The sequence below is a fragment of the Brevibacillus brevis genome, from assembly GCF_022026395.1.
Lineage (GTDB): Bacteria > Bacillota > Bacilli > Brevibacillales > Brevibacillaceae > Brevibacillus.
Map to the genome: position 1 here is coordinate 4,398,960 of NZ_CP041767.1, position 20,168 is coordinate 4,419,127.

Sequence of the window (20,168 nt, forward strand, 5' to 3'; positions counted from 1 at the left end):
ACGAAAAAAGAGGCCATGAGCAGGCCTCTTTTTTTCTTCCTTCTTTTCGTTGATCAGAATGAGATGACTCCGGTAAGAAGAGCAAGCGCAATCATCACCATCGATGTTCCAAACGCCCATTTCAGGACGAACTTTTGGGTTTCCGCATAATCGACTCCAACCATTCCGATCAACAGGTACTGTGCTGCAAACAACGGGCTGAGTACATGCAGCGGCTGACCCAAGATGGAAGCGCGACCAATTTCCGCCGGATCGATTCCGTAAGCGGCTGCTGCATTTGCCAAGATTGGAACGATCCCGAAGTAATACGCATCATTCGACATGAAATACGTGAATGGCATGCTTGTCAGCGCTACGAGTAGAGGCATATGGGAACCAAGTGAATCTGGAATCCAGGAAACGAGTGTACTCGCCATCGCATCGATCATTTTCGTTTCAGTCAGGATGCCTGTAAAGATTCCCGCAGCGAAAACCATGGACACGGTAGCCAGTGCGTTAGCAGCATGGGCTGCAATTCGCTCTTTCTGATCTTGCATTTTCGGATAGTTCACAAACAGGGCAATGGCAAAAGCGAGCATGAACATCGTCGGCAGTGGCAAGAAGCTCGTAATCAGACCGACCATCAGGGCTGCGGTCAACAACAGATTGAACCAGATCAGGCGCGGACGTTTCAGTGCAGCAGTCTCATCTGTCGCCGCCACTTCTTCTTGTCCTGCAAGCGATTGCAAATCTTCATCTGGTATCTCCATAATCCCCAGACGCTTACGCTCTTGTTTGCCCAGAATACAGGCTACGATCATCACCCACGCAATTCCGCCAATCATTACAGGAATAACAGGGACGAAAATCTCGGAAACATCCATATGAAGTACACTCATGACACGTGCTGTCGGTCCACCCCAAGGCGTCATGTTCATGACACCGAGTGCGAGCATCGGCATGACTGCCAGAATCATCGGTCTAATTCCCAGCTTGCGGTACAAAGGCAGCATCGCTGTAACCGTAATCATATAAGTAGTAGTTCCATCACCATCCAGCGCCACCAAGGTAGCGAGGATCGCTGTACCTACAATCACCTTCAGTGGGTCACCCTTCACCATTTTCACGATTTTCTTGATTAATGGATCAAACAGACCTGCATCCATCATGACTCCAAAGTACAAGATGGCGAACAACAGCATAATTCCCGTCGGCGCAATTTTCTTGATGCCTGCAAGCATCATGTCGCCAATTTCTGTACCAAATCCGCTAATCAACGCAAAAACAACAGGAACGACAATCAAAGCAACCAATGCCGAAAGCCGTCTCGACATAATCAGGTACATGAAAACGGCTACCATGAGAAATCCAAGTAATGCCAACATACGCTAGTTCCCCCTTGCAAGAATGCGCTTACAATGATGTTGTAGCAACCATGACGAATGCGCTTTCATATTGTGCTGTCATTATAACAATGTTCGTAAAAATCCGAATAGAATATGCGCATAAACTGTTTTAACCGCATTTCCTCTATTAACATCATAAAAATCACGAAATGCGCATATGGTGATCGGCCATGCAAGGGAGAAAAGAAAAAGAACGGCCGAATTAGCCGTTCTCTCGTCTTTCTTATACATCTCGCTTTTGAAACACCCGAATGGACAGCCCTAACGCTACGACGCCATAGAGAATGGTGTAGATGAGCATGGCAGTACTCGGAGGTGAAGTCGTACCGAAAATACCTTGCGAAGCGAAGGACAACGGATCGTCAGCTGTATCAAATAGCGAGAGCGTCGTTTGCCTGAATAACGAATCGGTTGGAAAAACCAGACTGGAAATAATCCCGATGTTCGTGAGTGAGCTGTTGCTAAATGCAACACCAAGCTGCTCGATAAAGCCACCAATAAAGCTGATCCCGTACAGAATGATTAGGATAATACCGCCCGTTACTGTTGTAGTCATACTACTCAAGAGCATGGCTACACAAACAAGAATGATCGGCATACTTACGAAGAAAGCGGCTGCTTTCAGGATTTGGTCTCCTCCTACCTGAACAGCCAACGCACCGCCGCCCACCCATTGGTTGATCGCCAAAAGTCCGAGGAACATCAGGAGTGCGTATAGCCCCAACATACTTGCCAACCCGAAAAATTTCCCCAATAAATATTTGTAGCGAGGAAGGGCGCGAGCCAGCCACGTGTCGATTTGGTGGCTCTCGATTTCAGATGCAATACTCCCGACACTGCTCAAAATCGCCAAGAGTGCCGTAATGACGGAACCAAAGTACAAGCCCATCCCCAAGAGCTGCGTGGAAAAGAAGTTTTTTTGCAGCAAAGCTTCTGGACCTGCGCCCCCGAACGATTCCTTCATTTCCTTGACCGCATAGCCTGTGGCAAGCCCAAACAGCAGCAGGAAGGCCAGCGACATGATCAGCGTAATCGTGAAAATACGCTTGGAGATCATTTCTCTATACGTGATTTTGATGATCGGCCACATGTCGTTCTCCCTCCTTTCTCTGCACCCAATACAGGAATACGTCTTCCAGTGATTGTTGCTTGCGCACGACTTCATGTACTCCAGCCCCGGATGCAACCAATTGTTGCAACAGAGCGGGTACCCGATTGTCCTGATCCATCGTCATTAACCATGTATCACGGTCTTTCTCTTGTCTTACGAGACGACTCTCTGTGACAAAGGAAGGAAGCTCGTTCTGAAAGCCTGCGCTACCCTTGTCCACTGTCAATTCAATTTGTGGTTGGACGCTGCTCAGCTTGCGCCAGTCGCCATGTACGACCAACTCACTGCGGTGAATGATCCCGACGTAGTTGCACACGCTCTCCATTTCACTCAGTAGATGACTGTTGAGAAAAATCGTCTTTCCTTGGTCACGCAGCCGCGCGATCAGCTCACGCACTTCTTTCCGCCCGATTGGGTCCAGTGCGGAGGTCGGCTCATCGAGGAAGATCAGCTCTGGATCGGATAAGAGGGCGCAGGCAATCCCGATACGCTGCTGCATGCCTTTGGAATAGCCCCGGATGCGTTCACTCTCCCGTCCAGCCATTCCGACCAGCTCAACGACATTTTTTATCACGGATTTGCTCTCACGATATGTTAATCCACACAACTCAGCATGATGCTCTAGGAGCTGCTGGCCCGTCAACCAATCAGGATAGCGAAACAGCTCTGGCAAATACCCTACCTTTTTTCGCGATTCGACACTGCCAATCGGCTGCCCAAGCATGACCGCTTTGCCATTCGTTGGGTGCAATAGCCCGAGCATCGTCCTGACAAAGGTACTTTTACCCGCTCCATTTTGACCGAGGAAACCAAATACGGAGCCGCGCGGTACTTGTAGCGTAATATTTTTGCAGCCGGCTTTACCGTTATATTGCTTAGTCAATTCCCAGGTCTCTATCACATAATCTGACATCGTTTACCTCACTTTCTCCATCGCAAAACGGGACAAAGCAGAGTCCTCCTTCTTCAGGAAAACTCTGCCAACACTCCACTATTTGTATACTTATTTCAGTTCTTTTGCAAAATCCAACAGCCCGTCAGCGTTCTTTTCGCTGCCTTCCAGCATGTGAATTTGTCCATCCTGCTGCCACATCAGATGCGAATTGTATTTACCTGTGATCAGCATTCCGTTTTGACCGTTCACTTTCACTTCCTTCATCTTGCTCTCGCCGTCTGCCATGTATGGCACAGGGAGGGTATGCTGCCAGTCTTCGATGCTAATCATCTGCTTTTTCACTTGATCCGGAATGAACGGCAGGGCCAAGATTGTCTCGCGAAGCTGTGCCAGATCGACTCCCTCTGGTGCGCTTAGCTCAGGAGCATCTACGACAGAGTAGCCAATATTTTCTTTTCCGACAAGCATCCTGACCTGCTGCATCTGTGGAATCTTCAAGGAGAAGCGTTTGCCACTCAGCTTTTCATCAAAGCGCGCCTCTACCTGCAATTGCGCCAGTAGCTTGTTTGCACGATCGGCATCGATCTCCATGTGCATGGTAAAAGGAGATTGGATCTCTACACTATCCACCGTGACGTCCTGCGGCAGCTGTGGCAGCTTCACCCCAGCCTTTTCAGCGGATTCCTTGTTGTTATAATAGTAGCTTCTTTGCTCAAGTTTCTCTTGATCGTTTTTATCCATCCAGATTTTTCCGATCCCAGGCAGTTCCGTCTCGCCCCAATTGCCGTTAGCGATCCATTGTTCCAGCTCTTGCATATCTTCTTTCGTCACTTTGACGAACTCTACTTTATCCATACGGAAAATGGACAGAAAATCGTTCGCTGCTGCTTGTACTTGGGGGAAAGACAGGGACACAGCCAATACTGCTGCTGCCGAAGCACCTGTCACCCATCTTTTTGTTTGCTTATTCATCTGATTCCAGCTCCTTCTGATTGTTGCTCGATTGGTTGTCATTTGTCGCTCTCGTACATATGTGTCAGTCGTTTTTTCGATAGATTGCGAAAATCGCTGCCACGCTGCTTCCGTATTGACCTTCACATTGTTTCTCTCGGAAAAAGCATGCTCCATCTTCTCACCAGTCCAGCTATCCAACGCGGACAGTTCGTCAAAACGTGTGCGGCAGGTTTCACAGTACTCCAGATGAAGCAGGAATTGCTTACTTTCTTTTGAGCTGCATTCCCCATCCAAGAACGCCTGGATAAAGCCTGTATCGGCACATTTCATTCCTCTTCCCCCCTCATCCGGCCATATATGGTACGAAATTTACTTTTCGCTCTCGCGAGGAGTGTTCCCACCGAGCTGATCTGCGTGCCAGTCGCTTTCGCCAACTCCGCATAAGGAAATCCGGAATATTTCATGACCAGCAAGGTTCGTTCCCGCTCGTCTAGCTCCTCTAGCACATCGCGGACGATACTCTGGGACTCTTTTGCAAGCCACATCTCTTCTGACGAAGGGCTGACGTGTTCTTGCTCGGATGCACTTCGCTCTTGTCTTGCGTACCTGCGTTTTTCTGAACGAAGATAATTGTACGCTGCGTAGAGCGCGGACTTGGACAGCCATGCCGGAATATGTTCGATCCCTGTGCGATCGGTATGGTAAAAGGAGAGAAATACATCCTGCGCAATATCTTCTGCAGTTTGTTGATCTTTCACAATTCGCATGATCTGTCGGACTACAAACGGATAATACGTCGTAAACAATTCTTGAAAGGAATCTGTATGATCCTCTACTCGAGCATGGTTCATCACCAGGTTTGCTTGCACCTCCACTGGATTCCTCCTTCCCGCGTGCGCTATTGACGAATGCCCCTACTGCTTCGTTCATCTAATAGAAACCGCCAAGCCGTTTTTTGTGACAGGAAGAATGAAAATTATTTTTCATCTAAAAATAGATCGGGCTTCTCCAGGAAACGGCGCGTCAATTGATAGTGCTCCGTATCGCGATAATTCACCTCTTGTACCGGCGATTCATCAAAATTGAGGATAGTTGCTCCGGGATAGCCCAATAGAATCGGCGAGTGCGACGCAATGATAAATTGTGCTCCTTCTTCCACCAAATCGCGCATCAAGTACAAAAAAGCGATTTGACGCTTCGGTGAGAGAGCAGCCTCAGGCTCATCCAGCAGGTAGATTCCCCTGCCGTTGAAGCGATTGGCAAACAACGAGAAAAAAGATTCTCCGTGCGACTGCTCATGCAGCGAGCGTCCGCCGTAATGTTGAAAGCTTTTCGGGCCCATCTCATCGATATGGCTGGCAAACTGATAGAAGCTCTCCGCTCGCAGGAAAAAACCATTCGTTATTTTAGGCAGCCAGGAAAGACGTATGTAGTCACCCAGAATCGCCTCCGAGCGATGCACCTCATAATAGTTGTGACGCGATCCTCCAGCTGTGTTAAAACCGCATTGATAGGCAATTGATTCCAATAAGGTCGATTTACCCGAGCCATTCTCTCCTACAAAAAAAGTGACGCTGCTAGCAAGCTCAATCTCTTCCAGCTTGCGCAAGGACGGCAAGTGAAACGGATATTCTTTCATGTTGGGAAATTTCTCTCGCAGCAGCTTGATCGTTCGTAAATAAACCATTTTTGACCTCCACTCTCATTATTTTCCCGACTCCATCCGATACATCCTTATAAGGGCGCCTTTTTGAACGCTCATTTATTTGGGGGAGAAGTATCCGTGGACAAGGTTTCCTTTCTTCAGGAAAAAAGTACATTTCATATGAAATATCCGGATCAGAGCGACCTCGCTTTTTACCGGTGGTATACGACGCAGTATCCAAACGAAGCCATCGGCTGGTTTCACCTTGGCCAAGAACGAGAAGCACAAGGAAACCGGGAACAGGCTCTCGAAGCGTACAGGCGTGGCCTCGTATCCAAGCAAGGCTCGTATTACAACGAGACGCGTGACGCTTATCAACGACTGCTGCGGGAGCGACAACGCAATTCCTTGGGCAATCGAACGCGTTTACTCTTGGCTTCACTCTTGTTTCTCTATTTTCAATTCGCTTTTTCTCCCGGACCGTTGCGAGATGCGTCTTCCAAGACAACGCCGCAGGCTGCTAAACAGCCCGTACCGACATCTGGGCAAACGCAGCCACATGTAGAGGTCATTGCAGTCCCTCCTACACTCAGTGCCCGTGAGCTATCTGAACAGGTCCGGCGGTATGTAGAGTCTCGGCGCCCTGCTCTGACGCAGCCTTTTTCGGTGATGGTTGTCCCGGAAGTACCTGGTTCGCCGTTGTTCCGTCCCTTGCTGTTTTATCAGCCACGTGAAGTCCGAGGCATCTTGCGTTACAATCCGACGAGTCGAACTGTTCTCAGTGAAAAATGGTGGGATAAACCTGTGCAGTTGGAACGAGAACCGACACTTGCCACAGTAAAGGCAGAACTCACAGATGAGCAGCTAACCCTCCAGCATGTACTAATTTTGCGAAACGCCTTGTATCGCTACTATCAGCAAACCGGTACATTGCCTGCCCAGCTCTCTGATCTGGCTGGCGCATATCCAGGCAATTATTTGCCGCAAGTTCCAGTACCGCCGAAGAGACTTTTGTTAAAAAGCTATCCGTATCATCCCAAAGCCTTCTTGCCAGAGTCCGCATGGGACAGCTTGCGCAATGTGCTGCCGCTTCCCGGCTATCCAGAGCCAGTGGCGCCTTTCGAACCGTTACAGCTTCACTTGTCTACCTCGACACATACGATGAAGCTCATCAGCGGTTCCCATCTGGTACGCAGCTATCCCGTTGCCATAGGCAAAAACGGTTCTACACCCGAAGGCTACTATACCATTCAACAAAAAATCAATCAGCCGCGCGGACATGACAATATTTATGGAACGAGGGGCATGGTCTTTCAGGAGAACGGGTACGCCCTCCACGGGACAAACCATCCCGAGAGCATTGGCTCATCCGTTTCGCTCGGATGTGTTCGCTTGTACAATGCCGCTGTCGAGGAGTTGTACAGCTTTGTTTCCTTGGGGACAGAATTCATGATCTCCAATGCACCGTCCCCTGCCCAGCCTTGGAACAATCCTGTACCATTCGTTCTCCCGGCTGGCCCTGAGGAAGAGACGCCACAAGTCATTTACAATTGGCTCCATTGATTCCTTAGGCTTCGTAAAGAAAAGACGTGTGGAACGCCATCTCGTTACGCGCAGATTTTTACCAGGCGCTTACCAAACGAAAAAAGCCCTTCTATCCCTTTGAAAAAAAGGTGTAGAAAGGGCTTTTCTTCCTATAAACGGGAGGATTAGTCTGCGTTCACGATAGCTTTATACGGAATCGTCGTTTTATTTGTGTTGTAGACTAACAAGTAATATTTCCCTGGTTTTGCCTCAAATTCTCCCGTCAGTTTCTTACCTGCATTTTTGGGGTAGGCGAAATACGTTTCGAGATCATCTTCATGGAACACCACCCAGTTCAAGCCTTCGTCCTTCTCGCTACTTACCGTAACTTGAACGACCCCTTCCTCTTCAACCTGAATGATGTACGTATCCTTGTCATCTGTACGATCGGTTTGACCACTTATCTCTTCGCCCAAATGTAGTGCATTTGCGTCGTCGAATGAATTGTTCGGCTCCGTTTCGATTGGTTCTGATTCTTCTTCCGGCAATTCCGCGGTTACTTTGTATGGAATGGTTTCACCGTTAAAGTTGTACACGGATAAGTAGTAGGTACCCGGAGTTGCTTCAAACTCACCGGAAAGCGTTTTTCCTGAAGTTTTGGGGTAAGCGAAATAATGATTCAGATCATCCTCGTGGTGAACGACCCAGTTCAAACCAGTATCATGCTCGCTCGTTACGTTGATTTTCACCGTTCCATTACCCAATACCTTCAAGGCAAAAATGTCCTTGTCATCTTGTTTGCTTGTTTGACCACTCAACTCCACATTGCTTTTCAACGGATTTGCCTCTGAAAAGCTGTTGTTTGGCTCTTGTTCCTTTTCCCCGATTTCTCCACCCTGCTCCTCGATTGTGATCGTCATCGATTTCGCAGTAACCGCTCCTTTGTCATCCGTTACTCGCAGTTTCACGGTATATTCTCCCTGATTTTCGTAGACATGCGTAGGATTGGCATCACTGCTGCTTGTGCCGTCTCCAAATTCCCACAAATAGGATACGATGCTTCCATCCGGATCGGAGCTTCCGTTACTGCTGAATGCAACCTCCTCGTTTACGGCCGCTTTTGATGGTCCGTTCATGACAATAACAGGCGGCTGGTTCTCACCATCTCCCTGTTCTGGAAGAACCCCATGGAACGTGACATCATATTCAAACTGATTGGATGCATTTACTCTATAGTTGGTAAAGTAGGCCGTTACGGTTTTGTAGCCGTTCCATGGCTGGGAAGTAAGTGTAGTTAGAAACTCGTCTGTCATGCGACTCATCGTTTCCCAGTCTCGCTTCTCCCCTTGTGCCTGCGTACCCGTGTACGTGCCTGTTAACGTAAAGGTTTGGAAGAACGCTGAATCGTACTTGTTTGTAGACACATTTTGCAATCCAGTAACCTCTTCAATTTCCCCAAAGATTTCTGCATTTGCTTTGGGGTCTGGCGCGACCAGATAATCATCGGATACCAGCGGTACAGTCAGATCGGGATAGCTGTCTACCAATGATTCCATTGTTCGATGGTAATCCCGATTTAGCTCTGAATCATTGCTGAGCGTACGGATTAACTGGTCATAACCATCCACGTTATTGGCCTCTATGTAATCCATGATATCGTCCAGCTTGTTCCAGTCCTCTTTCATCATGTGATACTGCAGGGCGTATGAATACGTATAAAAGTCCCACGAGCCATAGCGTGCGTGCAAAGTTTGAGACGCCGTATACCAATTATTTTGCCCAAAGCGAATGAGATTGTTGACCATGGATTTTCGAGGCAGAACACCCGTTGTTCGCGTGGAGCCTGCAAAGAGTTCCGCTCCTCCTTCTTCAAACCACGACAGTCTCTCGTCTCTGTAAATCGGCCCCTCATTCCACAAGCCAGGTATGGCATAGCGCCCTTGCAAATAGTGCGTAAATTCATGGCGGAACAATTCTTCCAGTGTGTACGTGCTCTGCTGCGGTGTTCGTTCGTAGGTGAAGAAAGTTCCTTTTCCCTCGATATACATGCCCCCGTTGTCCGTTTCATAGCCATACAGGGGGTTGTTCATCTTGTACTCTGAAGGACTATTGTAAAGGACAATGGTCAAAATATCGTCGGGGTTCCCTTCTTCCATCGGTTCATCTCGTCCTACCATCCGATGAAACTGCGCTTTGACCTCTTTTGCCGCCCAATACAACCGTTTTACTTTTTCTTCCGTGACATCTCCGCCTGTTTTCATGACGATGCTTCCGTCATCAAATGTGTATTCTTTTGGCAAATACTTTTCCATAGCATCCTCACGAATCTTGTTGAACTGGATGTCTCTTCCCTGCGCGTCTTTACCTCCATAGACCGTTTGGATCAGCTTCGCTGCTTGCATATACTGAAGTCCCACATACGGATAAAGCTCTAACGCTTCTGTGAGGACCTCATTCCCCTTATTCGGATTGGAATGGTATTCTCCCAAATACGCACTATGATAAAACCCATTGTCGAGGACCCATTCTTTTGCCTCATCCGTATCGCCATGCAAGGCGAGTTTTCCCAACTCGTTCAGATACGAATCGATTTTGCCGTAAAACTCCTGCTTCTTCGTTGGTTCATCCACTTTCCACATTAGAATATAGCTAAACTGGCTCATGATACGGAATACAGCATCACCCGCACTCCGCTGCGTAATGAAAGTATCCATTTGTTCCTCGTATTGACGGATGATCGGGGCAGCTTTCTCCACGAGGGAAGCGTTTACAAAAGTGTTTCCGATGAGTCCACCAAATGCACCTACCACCTCATTTTGAGCATCTGTCCCTAATTTGAAATTCGGATTGTCTGCAATGGCTTGCAGAGCAGGGAACACTTTTTGATGCTCGCTTCTCTGATTGAGATAGGATAATTCCTGATGGTAGTAGCCGAGGTAATATCCAGAGCGAAGAACCTCAACCAAGGTGTCAATTCCTTTGGAATCGCTGCTGGAGTATTGTGTACCTCTCACTTGCAATGCGTCAATGATGGCCTGAACGCGCTGCCGATCGTTGTAAAAAGCATACGAATCGGGGGTAAAATCGAATAATTCAGGAATCTGCTCCCAGCTGACCGTCACCAGTACTTTGACTAACTCGTCATAACTGAGTTTGTTCAAATCGGACATCGCGTACTTTTCGGCATTTGCCTTTATGCTCCACTGCTGTTCGCTAGAAGAATCTTGCTCCTCCACACTCCAGGTCGGCTCCACTGGATGCGGATATTCTTCTGCTTTGTCACTGGTTTGATGCTGAAACGAGGTGACTGGGTCCAGCTTTCTCCCCGCATATTTCCCAGAGGGCGGAACGTTTTGATGCGCATCCCTTCCAATCGCACTCGTGTAATCCTTGACCGCCAAAGCTTGGGCAGGGGTACCAACCGTCCCCAATAGAAATGATGTCGAGAGAAGGACACCAGCCATCATGCGGCTTGTGTGTACCGTGTGACGCTTTTTCCTCATGAATGAGCAAACCTCCTTTTGGAATGAAATAACGTACACGCTGTTAAAATTGCAATTATGGTGCCAATACATATAACAGAAGAGAAGAGTGAATGTGTATACATTTTTTTACATAACTACATAAACATGTATGTTGCATTAGACACTGTTACTTTCCTAAGTGAGCCTAGCTTAGCGCACGCAAAAAAGCGCGTTCCCGCAAATGGGAACGCGCCATGTTTTTACAGTCACATTTATTTTTCTTCTTCCAATTCCCTCATCGACTCTTCTTGTTCTTCTTCTGGGTTCCAATAATCGAGCACTTTTCCTTGCAGAACCTTGCCTTGAATGAATTCTACCTGCTGCTCACTGAAATCCTCTGTCCACTCAATACCCAATTGTTCAGCTAGACGTACGACGGTCAACAGTTCTGACCAAGCCACATAACGTTTGTACCAGAAGAACTGTGGCTGTTCGTTCATGTATGGGTAAAGATCATCGAAATCGGTGTGTTTACAGTCAAGTGCTCGCTCAAAATTCAACTTGGTTTGGCGTAACTGTTCTTTGAAAAATGTGGGTAGATCCCTTTGTGCGTAGCCAGACATGGACTGTCCCCCCTGTCTCCCGATTTAATGGTATTGTACCACGCGAAAGAAGTTGTGCAAATAGTCGAATCGGTTTTGAATCGTTCCTGCTGGGCTAATCTTTAGCCGTTTGAAGCATCCGGGAACTGGTTCTGCCCCTCCTCTTGTGGAGGTGGCGGTAATTGAATTTCATTGGAAGAACCATTTGTCTGACCAGGAACTGGATTCATGATGTCCGGTGGAACCTCACCTGTTCCCTGATTTGGCGGTTGGCTACTGCCTTCATTATTTGTATGCTCACCAGTCTCTCCGGTACCTTGGTCAGGTGGAATTTCACCGTTGCCATTTCCCGTACCATCCGGATTTTGTCCCTGATTGGTGCCTTCCTCGTTATGACCTGGATCTTGATTAATCAGATTCTCCAGCTTCTTGGAATCGATTGGGACTTCTTTTGATGGCGTCCCTTCCTCACCTTGCGCATTTCTCGGAACGACTTGATAACGATATTGTTTGGGACTGTCCAACACATCCAGGAACGAGGTTTCCTTCGTACCCGCAGAGATGAGTTGTTTTTCGCCGTTTTCGCTAATGCGGTACAAATCGTACGTACTGCCGTCAGCTCCACCGATCCAGCTAAGCACGACCATCAATTTATTGGTACTGGTATCCAATGTCATGTCAGCAGCCAATTGAATTTCCGGTTCAACTTCCTCTTGTTTATGTTGTACGACGCCTTCTGGTCGAACGAAGTCTGATGACGGCACCCCTTTTAAGGCTGTTGCCAACACTTTGGAGAACATTTGCGCCGTCATGCTACTACCTTGGTGCATCAAATGCTGTTTATCCTCTGGATCAAAGCCCATCCAGACTGCACCGACGTATTCCGGTGTATAGCCTACAAACCAAGCATCCTTGTTTGCTTTGCTATCGCCTGCTATCGATTGTGTCGTTCCTGTTTTCCCTGCAACATGGCGGCCAGAGATACGCGCTGCCTTCCCTGTCCCTTCCTGTACCGCTTTCTCCAGCATGGTGTGAATCTCCCAAGCTGCTTCCGGCTTCAGTGCCTCCGATTGTTTTGGCTGGTATTCACGGACGACACCCTCAGTCTTGTTCTCGACCTTGGAAATGGCGTGCGCTTCGGACACTACCCCTCCATTTACAAAAGGTGTATAGGCCTGAGCCATTTGCATCGGAGATATACCTGCATCCAATCCCCCGAGGGCAATCGCCAGGTTCCGGTCATTCGGTGTCAGCTCAATGCCGACCTTCTTGAGGTACTCCAAGCTTTCCTTTACACCGATTTCATTTAGCAACCATACAGGCGGGATGTTTGCAGAGTCGATCATTGCCCGGCTCATGCTCATTGTTTCACTGTAGCGGTTATTGTAGTTGCGCGGCTCATAGCCATTGAAGCTCTGCCTTTTATTGCTCAGCTGCGAATTCGCGTTCCATTTGTTGATATCTTTATTTACTGCTGGAGCGAACACGGCAATCGGCTTAAAGCTGGAGCCCGGTTGACGCTTCATGTCTGTCGCATAGTTAAAGCCTTTTGGCGCATAGTTGCGTCCGCCCATCATCCCGGCAATTCCGCCCGTTTTCGCGTCGATGACAATCATCGATGATTCTACACCGCGCTTGGCGCCGTCTTTCGGGAAGTTTTTGGCATTCGCATATTCCTCTACCATGGCATCCTGTACTTTCGGATCGAAGGTCGTGTAAATGTCCCAGCCTCCGCGGTACAGTTCTTCTTCCGTTACTCCGAACTCAGCTTCAGATTCTCGAATCATATGGTCAAAAAACGCGCGATAGCCTTTTTTCAAGCTCGCACCCGCCACTTCATGCGGTTCTTTCGGCAACGCCTCTGCTTGAGCTGCGTCTTTTTGTTCATTGGTAATGATTCCTTGCTCATACATCAGACGAATAACGGTGTCTCGACGCAGTTTTGCTTTTTCCGGATTGTTAAAAGGTGAATAAGTGGTCGGTGCTTTTGGAATGGCCGCCAGCATCGCTGCTTCTGCAACGGTAACATCGCTCGCGGACTTACCGAAGTAATACTGGGCAGCGTCCTCTACCCCAAATTCCCCTTCGCCCAAATAAACGCGGTTCAAGTACATCTCTAAAATTTGATCCTTGGAATACTTACGCTCCAAGCCAATCGCGATACTCATTTCTTTTGTTTTGCGCCAGAATGTTTGGTCTAGGGTGAGAAAGACGTTTCTTGCCAGCTGTTGGGTAATGGTACTTCCCCCTTCAGCTAACGATCCTTTTTTAATGTCATTAACAATGGCGCCACCGATCCGAACCATATCCACGCCTTTGTGTTCATAAAAGCGCTTATCCTCTACGGCGAGGAAGGCATCGATCAGAGTCTTTGGCATTTCGTTAATCGGTTTGTATACACGGTTCTTCTGACGAATCAGGCTCGTCATCTCTTTCCCGTTTTTGTCGTAAATGACAGTTGGTTCTGCTTTTAAGTCCTGTAGCTTTTGCACGTTTTGCTCAATCATCCGGTCTCCCGCATACAACAGAGCAAAGTAGCCCCCAATCACACTAAGGATAAGGAAAATTGCAAACGATACGGCAATCATCAGCAAGTTGTTCTTTTTCTTCTTGACTGTCTTCTTGGCCTTTGCTGCCATTTTTTACCTCCTGGTCTTCTCTCTCTCCCCCACATCTTATATAGACGGTCCCATTTCAAAAAAGTTTCTGTTTTGGGTCGTAGTCTATCATTCCATACAAAATTCCGTTTGTCACTGGAAAAGCCTATCTCCTGAAACAGAAGATAGGCTTTTTCCTAAAGGTTTACGATTTATTTCAGCAGTTTTTCTGCTTCAGCTACAACATTTTCTACCGTGAAGCCGTATTCCTTCATAATACGCTCACCTGGTGCAGATGCGCCAAACTGATCGATTGCGATGACCGTACCGTTATCGCCAGCATAACGCTCCCAGCCCATTGGAGAGCCCATTTCTACCGCCACGCGTGCTTTTACAGTTGGCGGAATCACAGCGTCGCGATACTCTTTCGGCTGACGCTCGAACAGGTTCCAGCTCGGCATGGAAACAACGCGTGTTTCAATACCTTTCGCGAGCAATTGCTCACGCGCTTGCATCACGAGTGATACCTCAGAACCAGTTGCCAACAGGATGAGCTGCGGATTGCCGCTTGGAGCGTCTGCGAGAACATACGCACCTTTGCTCACGCCTTCTGCCGCTTTCTCAATGGTTTCAGGCAGAACTGGCAGGTTTTGACGAGTCAGTACCAGGACGACTGGCTCATCTGTACGGGATACAGCGTATTTCCAAGCCTCGTTCGTCTCCACTGCATCAGACGGGCGAAGAATGGTCAAGCCTGGCATTGCACGCAAGGAAGCGAGCTGTTCAATCGGCTCATGTGTCGGTCCGTCTTCACCAACAGCGATCGAGTCATGTGTAAATACGTAGACAACTGGCTGCTTCATCAGTGCAGAGAGGCGAATCGCCGGACGCACATAGTCGGAGAATACGAAGAACGTACCGCCGTATACTTTAACACCACCGTGGAGAGCCATACCATTGAGGGCTGCACCCATCGCGAATTCGCGAACACCAAACCAAATGTTGCGGCCATCGTAAGAGCCTGGCAGGAAGTTGCCCGCTTCTTTAATCACCGTGTTGTTGGAATGTGCCAAGTCAGCAGAGCCACCTAGGAAGAACGGAACGCTGTTTGCCAATGCATTGATCGCATTACCGGAAGCAACGCGTGTCGCCAGCTTCGCGCCAGCTTCATACGTCGGCATATGGTTGTCCCAACCAGTTGGCAGATGACCTTCCTGTGCAGTCGTAAATTGCAGCGCCAGCTCTGGATACGCTTTTGCGTAAGCAGCAAACAGGTCGCGCCAAGCCGCTTCTGCTTTTTCTCCCGCATCAGCCAAGCCTGCATAGAAATCCGCCACTTCTTGTGGTACGTGGAACTCACTTTCATGGTGCCACTCGTAGTTTGCTTTTGTCAGCTTCACTTCATCTTTTCCAAGCGGAGCCCCGTGGGAAGAACTGGAGCCGCCTTTGTTCGGGCTTCCGTATCCAATGACGGTTTTTACTTCGATCAAGGTAGGACGATCCAAATCTTTTTTCGCTTCTGCGATAGCCGCGTCAATAGCAGCCAGATCATTGCCGTCTTCTACGCGAATATATTGCCAACCATACGCTTGGTAGCGACCCGCTACGTTTTCAGAGAAAGAACGGGAAAGCTCGCCATCCAGAGAGATATCGTTCGAATCGTAGAGCACGATCATTTTGCCCAGTTTCAGGTGAGCAGCCAGGGAAGAAGCCTCGCTGGATACACCCTCCATCAGGTCACCGTCGCCGCAGATTACGTATGTGTAATGGTCAACGATGTCAAAATTGTCACGGTTGTAAACAGCTGCCATGTGCTTTTCAGCCATCGCCATACCGACAGCCATCGCGATCCCTTGTCCCAAAGGACCCGTTGTCGCGTCAACACCCGCCGTGTGCCCAAACTCAGGGTGACCAGGCGTTTTGCTACCCCATTGCCGGAAGTTATGTAGGTCTTCCAGTGAAACATCGTATTTCATCAGATGCAACATCGAGTATAATAGCATAGAGCCATGTCCTGCCGAGAGGACAAAACGGTCACGGTCAATCCATTTTGGATTGCTCGGATTTACTTTCATAAAGCGGCTCCACAGTACATGTGCCATTGGGGCTGCACCCATCGGCATTCCCGGGTGACCGGAATTCGCCTTCTCGATGGCATCAATCGCCAGCGTGCGGATGGTATTAATGGATAACTGATCAACAGACGTATGCTGAGTCATCTCGCAAAATCCTCCCTGCGTTTTCTAGAAATTACTACCGAGAATCAGGTAAAAACACACTGTGCCATTATAGCATAGTTCCCATTCATAATCATGTTCGCTTTGCATGAATTAAGGAGGTCTTTTTCAATGAATTGGCTTTATCTTACTATCGGGATCATTTTAGGTGTTGCTGGAATTGGCATGCTGCTCTTGGCGATGACCAGCTCTCCTATTTTGAAAAAAAACAGACTGGAACGCCGAAGACAGGCTGCCGAAAATCATCGCCCGGAAGAATATCATTAAATAGAGGAGAATTCGCATGCAGAAAGAGCGCTTCGCGATGCAGGTAGCCGTTCACCTTTTCCTGGTAAAAGATGCGCAAGTTTTGTTATTACGCCGCTACAATACCGGCTACGAAGACGGCAATTACAGCGTTCCCGCCGGACATCTCGATGGGAATGAAGAAGTGAAGACAGCCGCGATCCGCGAAGCCAAAGAAGAATGCGGAATTGACATCGATCCAGCGAGCTTGGAGATGGTAGGCGTCATGCATCGTCGCTCCGTTGATGAACGCATCGATTTTTTTGTCGCTGCTACTGAATGGCGCGGAGAAATTATCAATGCCGAGCCGAATAAATGCGATGAGCTCGTATGGGTGAACATGGATAAATTACCCTCGAACGTCATTCCTTATGTGAGGCAAGCTCTCTCGAACTTTAGACGAAAGCAGTGGTTTGACAGCTTTGGCTGGGAGCCTGCTTTCGAGCAGAAGAAGTCATAAAAAGCAACCAATCCGCCAAAAGCCTTGTGCTCGCTTTGGCAGTTGGTTGCTTTTTTTACGTTACCCTTCGCTTACCGAATCTCAGAAGAGGACCTTTTCCCCCTGATTAGCCAGACCTACTGCTTCCACCTGCTCAGGTGAAATGGGAATCTATGACACAACGACATTTGGTAAATAAATCCGCATAAAAAAGGCGCCTGCCATCCGAAAAGCTCGTGGATAGTAGGCGCCGCACTCTAGGAATTCGTATTGATCATGAAACAGGTGGTTGCTTATTCGTTCGAGGTTCTTTCATTCCACCCAGACGCTGCAACTGGCGAATCATGAGGAACGAAAACCCCGCGAAACAAACGATCGTCAACGTAATTTTGCTATATTGATAAACACCCGCAACCAATATTTCCAGTTGATCGGAAAACCAGTAGCCTGCCACAAAGTAATGCAAGGTCCAAACCATACTGCTCGGCAAAAAGAATAGAAGGAACTGCCGAAACGGCATTCGGCTGGCACCGGCGAGGATCGGCACGATATGACGAATAATCGGAAGAAAGATACCAAAAGCAAGTAGCCAGCCCATTGACCCGCGCAATGCCGACAGTAAATCAGCACGCAAGCCCAGCTTCCGGGTCATCCAGCCAAATGCCTTCGCTCCCAGCAAGTACCACACGCAAGAAACGATGAAAAAAACGGGGTATATGACCGCAAATGCTATAAAAAAGTCCGCTCCTGTATTGGCAATCTGCGCCCCCATGGACATGACCGTAATCTCATCAGGAATAAATTTTCCCAGCGTGCCTGTAACCATCTTCCCGAATAGCTCGTAATACCCTGTAAACTCCACCTGCGCCGCCTCCTTTCTCTCTGCACTCTATCCTAACGGGTAAACCTTTCAAAAGAAGACAGAAATCCTTAAGAAAAGGAAAAGTGTTTCTGAAGAATTTCTTACAAAATAGAATTCGAGATTCCCAAACAAAAAAACGTGTTCACCAACTACCGCATACACACGGCATGGCAAACACGTTCTTACTCTTATTCTCTTCCCTCTGCCTTACGCTTGCTGCGCAACGCTGACATGGCTTCAATGAACTCTTCCTTGTCAATGACATTCAGCTCATATAGCTCCCGAATTTCATCTTCTATCAACAGCAAATCCCCTTCAGGATCACCTGTATAAATAACCAATCCGAAACGGTGCAGAAACGCCTTCAAATCGAATTCATTCGGGTTTATTTTCAATGAGCTCCCTCCAGATCGATTTCCATCCTTGCGAGGACGGCATCGTAATCAAACTCGACAGCAAAGCCGGTAATGACGATGATCTTCGCGTGTGGATACGCTTCTTGCCACGCCTCCTCCTCTTCCGGTTTCAATCCGACGATATACAACGGAGCCGCGGACAACAGTGGATGTTCTTGACACAAGCGTAAAAACTCCTTGCATCTCTCCTGTTCGACAGCCGCATTCAGAACGAGGACCGCTCGCTCAACTTCTCCGGACTCTCTTTGTTTAGCCAGCAACTCAAACGTTTTGACCGAAGGCACAATGGCATTGATCTCAGGAAAACGATCGAGCACTTCATCCAGCCAATCATCTTCATGCCAGGCCAGGTAGTAAAGCATCGCAGTAGACATGTAACAAACACCTCATGGATATATACTTGACAAAATAGGTAGCCATTCTTATTTCTTTTCTATTATAGCACGTCTTGGTATAACTGCCCACGCTGCTAGCTTGACTTCACCTTTTCCTTCACGTAAGGTGGAAAAAGCAAACAATCCGCTTGAACAGATTTTTGTGCGAAAAGAGGTAGACGTAGTGAATAAGAAGCACCTTGCCCTCTTGTTCTTTATTGCTTTTTTCATCATGCTCGGTTTTGGCATCATCATCCCCATTCTTCCCTTTTTCGCGGAAAAGTTGGGTGCGACTTCGTTTCAAATCGGTGTCCTTTTTGCCAGCTACAATATTATGCAACTGGTGTTTGCACCGATTTGGGGAGCACTTTCTGACAGAGTCGGGCGAAAACCTCTCATATCATTCGGGCTGTTCGGCTTTTCCATCACCTTTATCCTGTTTGGACTCGCTGACAGTTATACAGAAATGCTTCTGTATCGCATTTTGGGTGGAATCGTCTCGGCTGCCGCATTGCCAACCGTAACCGCTATGGTAGCGGATCTCTTCCCTTCAGAAGAACGGGCAAAAGGAATGGGGATCATTGGCGCCGGAATTGGTCTTAGCTTTGTCTTTGGTCCGGTCATTGGTGGACTGCTCAGTGAATTCGGCTTTGCCGTTCCCTTCTACGCATCGGGTATCGTGGCGTTGCTTACGTTTTTCCTGATCCTTTTTGCCTTGCCAGAGAGCTTGCCAAAAGAAAAACGGGCAAATCTGCAAAAAGAACAACGGCAAAATCCGCTTGTCTCTTTGTTTGGTTCCATGTCCTTGCTGTACGGTATTTTGTTCACCGTCTCCTTTGCTTTTTCGGGTCTGGAAACGACTTTTGCCCTGTACATAAGTGATTTGTACGGTTTTACCTCCAAAGACCTCGGTTATATGTTTCTCGTCATGGGCTTGATCGCTGCCGCGGTACAAGGCGGACTCATCGGGAGAATGGTCAAGCAGCTAGGGGAAGCAAGTGTCCTCGTCATCGGGATGATTCTTTACGGCATTGGATTTTTTGCCATTCCGCTGTCGGGTAACTTTTGGGTGCTGGCGTTGATCCTCTCCTTATTCGGAGCAGGACAAGGAATGATCAGAGCGACAGCCACAGCAATGATCACCCAGCGAACGATGCAAGGCCAAGGCGTGACGAGTGGGGCAATCAGCTCGATGGACAGTCTTGGACGCATCTTGGGTCCATTAGCTGGTGGAGCGGTATACCAAGTCTCCCACAGCGGTCCGTTCTTCCTTGGAGGAGTCTTGATGGTATTGCTCCTCCTCTGGTTCGTCAGCGGCTATCGTCGCCTGCCAGAACCAAGCACACAAGCACAATCGTAAGCCAACCAAAAGGAAGCA

The 20,168-nt window shown here is 48.3% G+C and carries 17 protein-coding genes; 4 read left to right on the plus strand and 13 right to left on the minus strand.

The genetic code is table 11. The annotated features are described in order from the left end of the window. Positions 1–53: 53 nt before the first annotated feature. The 6 genes from FO446_RS20905 to FO446_RS20930 all read right to left on the minus strand — a co-directional run bounded on the left by FO446_RS20905 (position 54) and on the right by FO446_RS20930 (position 6,032). Complete coding sequence (locus FO446_RS20905; protein ID WP_173610903.1) at positions 54–1,364, minus strand: CitMHS family transporter; 1,311 nt, start codon at positions 1,362–1,364, stop codon at positions 54–56. 244 nt (positions 1,365–1,608) lie between these two features. After that, entirely contained in the window at positions 1,609–2,475 is an 867-nt protein-coding gene (locus tag FO446_RS20910; protein WP_232773794.1) for an ABC transporter permease subunit, read from the minus strand. After that, a complete protein-coding gene (locus FO446_RS20915; RefSeq protein ID WP_237898963.1) occupies positions 2,447–3,409 on the minus strand; it encodes an ABC transporter ATP-binding protein in 963 nt (320 codons plus the stop codon). The genes FO446_RS20910 and FO446_RS20915 overlap by 29 nt, the downstream gene beginning before the upstream one ends. Before the next feature lie 90 nt (positions 3,410–3,499). Further along, positions 3,500–4,675 carry an anti-sigma factor family protein gene (locus tag FO446_RS20920; protein ID WP_237898964.1) on the minus strand — a complete coding sequence of 392 codons (1,176 nt, stop codon included), beginning with the start codon at positions 4,673–4,675 and terminating at the stop codon, positions 3,500–3,502. After that, complete coding sequence (locus tag FO446_RS20925; protein ID WP_217367222.1) at positions 4,672–5,196, minus strand: RNA polymerase sigma factor SigX; 525 nt, start codon at positions 5,194–5,196, stop codon at positions 4,672–4,674. The genes FO446_RS20920 and FO446_RS20925 overlap by 4 nt, the downstream gene beginning before the upstream one ends. A gap of 125 nt (positions 5,197–5,321) precedes the next feature. Further along, positions 5,322–6,032, minus strand: coding sequence for an AAA family ATPase (locus tag FO446_RS20930; RefSeq protein WP_173610898.1), 711 nt, complete (start codon positions 6,030–6,032; stop codon positions 5,322–5,324). Positions 6,033–6,128: 96 nt separating this feature from the next. On the opposite strand from FO446_RS20930, the gene FO446_RS20935 reads away from it, so the two are divergent. Continuing rightward, the gene (locus FO446_RS20935; protein ID WP_221868102.1) at positions 6,129–7,553 is read left to right on the plus strand and encodes a L,D-transpeptidase family protein; all 1,425 of its coding nucleotides are present in this window, start codon (positions 6,129–6,131) and stop codon (positions 7,551–7,553) included. Positions 7,554–7,699: 146 nt separating this feature from the next. Here FO446_RS20935 and FO446_RS20940 read toward each other — a convergent pair whose 3' ends face one another. The 4 genes from FO446_RS20940 to tkt form a co-directional block, all read right to left on the minus strand. After that, positions 7,700–11,017: a collagenase gene (locus tag FO446_RS20940; protein WP_237898967.1), complete on the minus strand. Its 3,318-nt coding sequence runs from the start codon at positions 11,015–11,017 to the stop codon at positions 7,700–7,702. Between the two features lie 233 nt (positions 11,018–11,250). Continuing rightward, positions 11,251–11,601, minus strand: a complete 351-nt coding sequence (locus FO446_RS20945; RefSeq protein WP_173610895.1) for a hypothetical protein — start codon at positions 11,599–11,601, stop codon at positions 11,251–11,253. Between the two features lie 101 nt (positions 11,602–11,702). Then, positions 11,703–14,219 carry a transglycosylase domain-containing protein gene (locus FO446_RS20950; RefSeq protein ID WP_232773790.1) on the minus strand — a complete coding sequence of 839 codons (2,517 nt, stop codon included), beginning with the start codon at positions 14,217–14,219 and terminating at the stop codon, positions 11,703–11,705. Between the two features lie 170 nt (positions 14,220–14,389). Further along, the gene (gene tkt, locus FO446_RS20955; RefSeq protein WP_221868100.1) at positions 14,390–16,396 is read right to left on the minus strand and encodes a transketolase; all 2,007 of its coding nucleotides are present in this window, start codon (positions 16,394–16,396) and stop codon (positions 14,390–14,392) included. A 129-nt stretch (positions 16,397–16,525) separates the two neighbouring features. Between tkt and FO446_RS20960 the strand changes: the two genes are divergently transcribed. Both FO446_RS20960 and FO446_RS20965 read left to right on the plus strand, forming a co-directional pair. After that, positions 16,526–16,681 carry a hypothetical protein gene (locus tag FO446_RS20960; protein WP_229088116.1) on the plus strand — a complete coding sequence of 52 codons (156 nt, stop codon included), beginning with the start codon at positions 16,526–16,528 and terminating at the stop codon, positions 16,679–16,681. A gap of 16 nt (positions 16,682–16,697) precedes the next feature. Next, complete coding sequence (locus FO446_RS20965; RefSeq protein WP_173610891.1) at positions 16,698–17,159, plus strand: NUDIX hydrolase; 462 nt, start codon at positions 16,698–16,700, stop codon at positions 17,157–17,159. A 253-nt stretch (positions 17,160–17,412) separates the two neighbouring features. On the opposite strand, the gene FO446_RS20970 is transcribed toward FO446_RS20965, so the two are convergent. The 3 genes from FO446_RS20970 to FO446_RS20980 all read right to left on the minus strand — a co-directional run bounded on the left by FO446_RS20970 (position 17,413) and on the right by FO446_RS20980 (position 18,790). Continuing rightward, positions 17,413–18,000 carry a DedA family protein gene (locus FO446_RS20970; RefSeq protein WP_173610890.1) on the minus strand — a complete coding sequence of 196 codons (588 nt, stop codon included), beginning with the start codon at positions 17,998–18,000 and terminating at the stop codon, positions 17,413–17,415. A gap of 188 nt (positions 18,001–18,188) precedes the next feature. Next, on the minus strand, positions 18,189–18,395 hold the full coding sequence (locus tag FO446_RS20975; RefSeq protein ID WP_015892550.1) for a YqgQ family protein: 207 nt from the start codon (positions 18,393–18,395) through the stop codon (positions 18,189–18,191). Next, a complete protein-coding gene (locus tag FO446_RS20980) occupies positions 18,392–18,790 on the minus strand; it encodes a hypothetical protein (RefSeq protein ID WP_232773789.1) in 399 nt (132 codons plus the stop codon). The genes FO446_RS20975 and FO446_RS20980 overlap by 4 nt, the downstream gene beginning before the upstream one ends. A 22-nt stretch (positions 18,791–18,812) precedes the next feature. Here FO446_RS20980 and FO446_RS20985 point away from each other — a divergent pair, with 22 nt between their 5' ends. Continuing rightward, the gene (locus tag FO446_RS20985) at positions 18,813–20,150 is read left to right on the plus strand and encodes an MFS transporter (protein WP_312027536.1); all 1,338 of its coding nucleotides are present in this window, start codon (positions 18,813–18,815) and stop codon (positions 20,148–20,150) included. Positions 20,151–20,168: the final 18 nt, after the last annotated feature.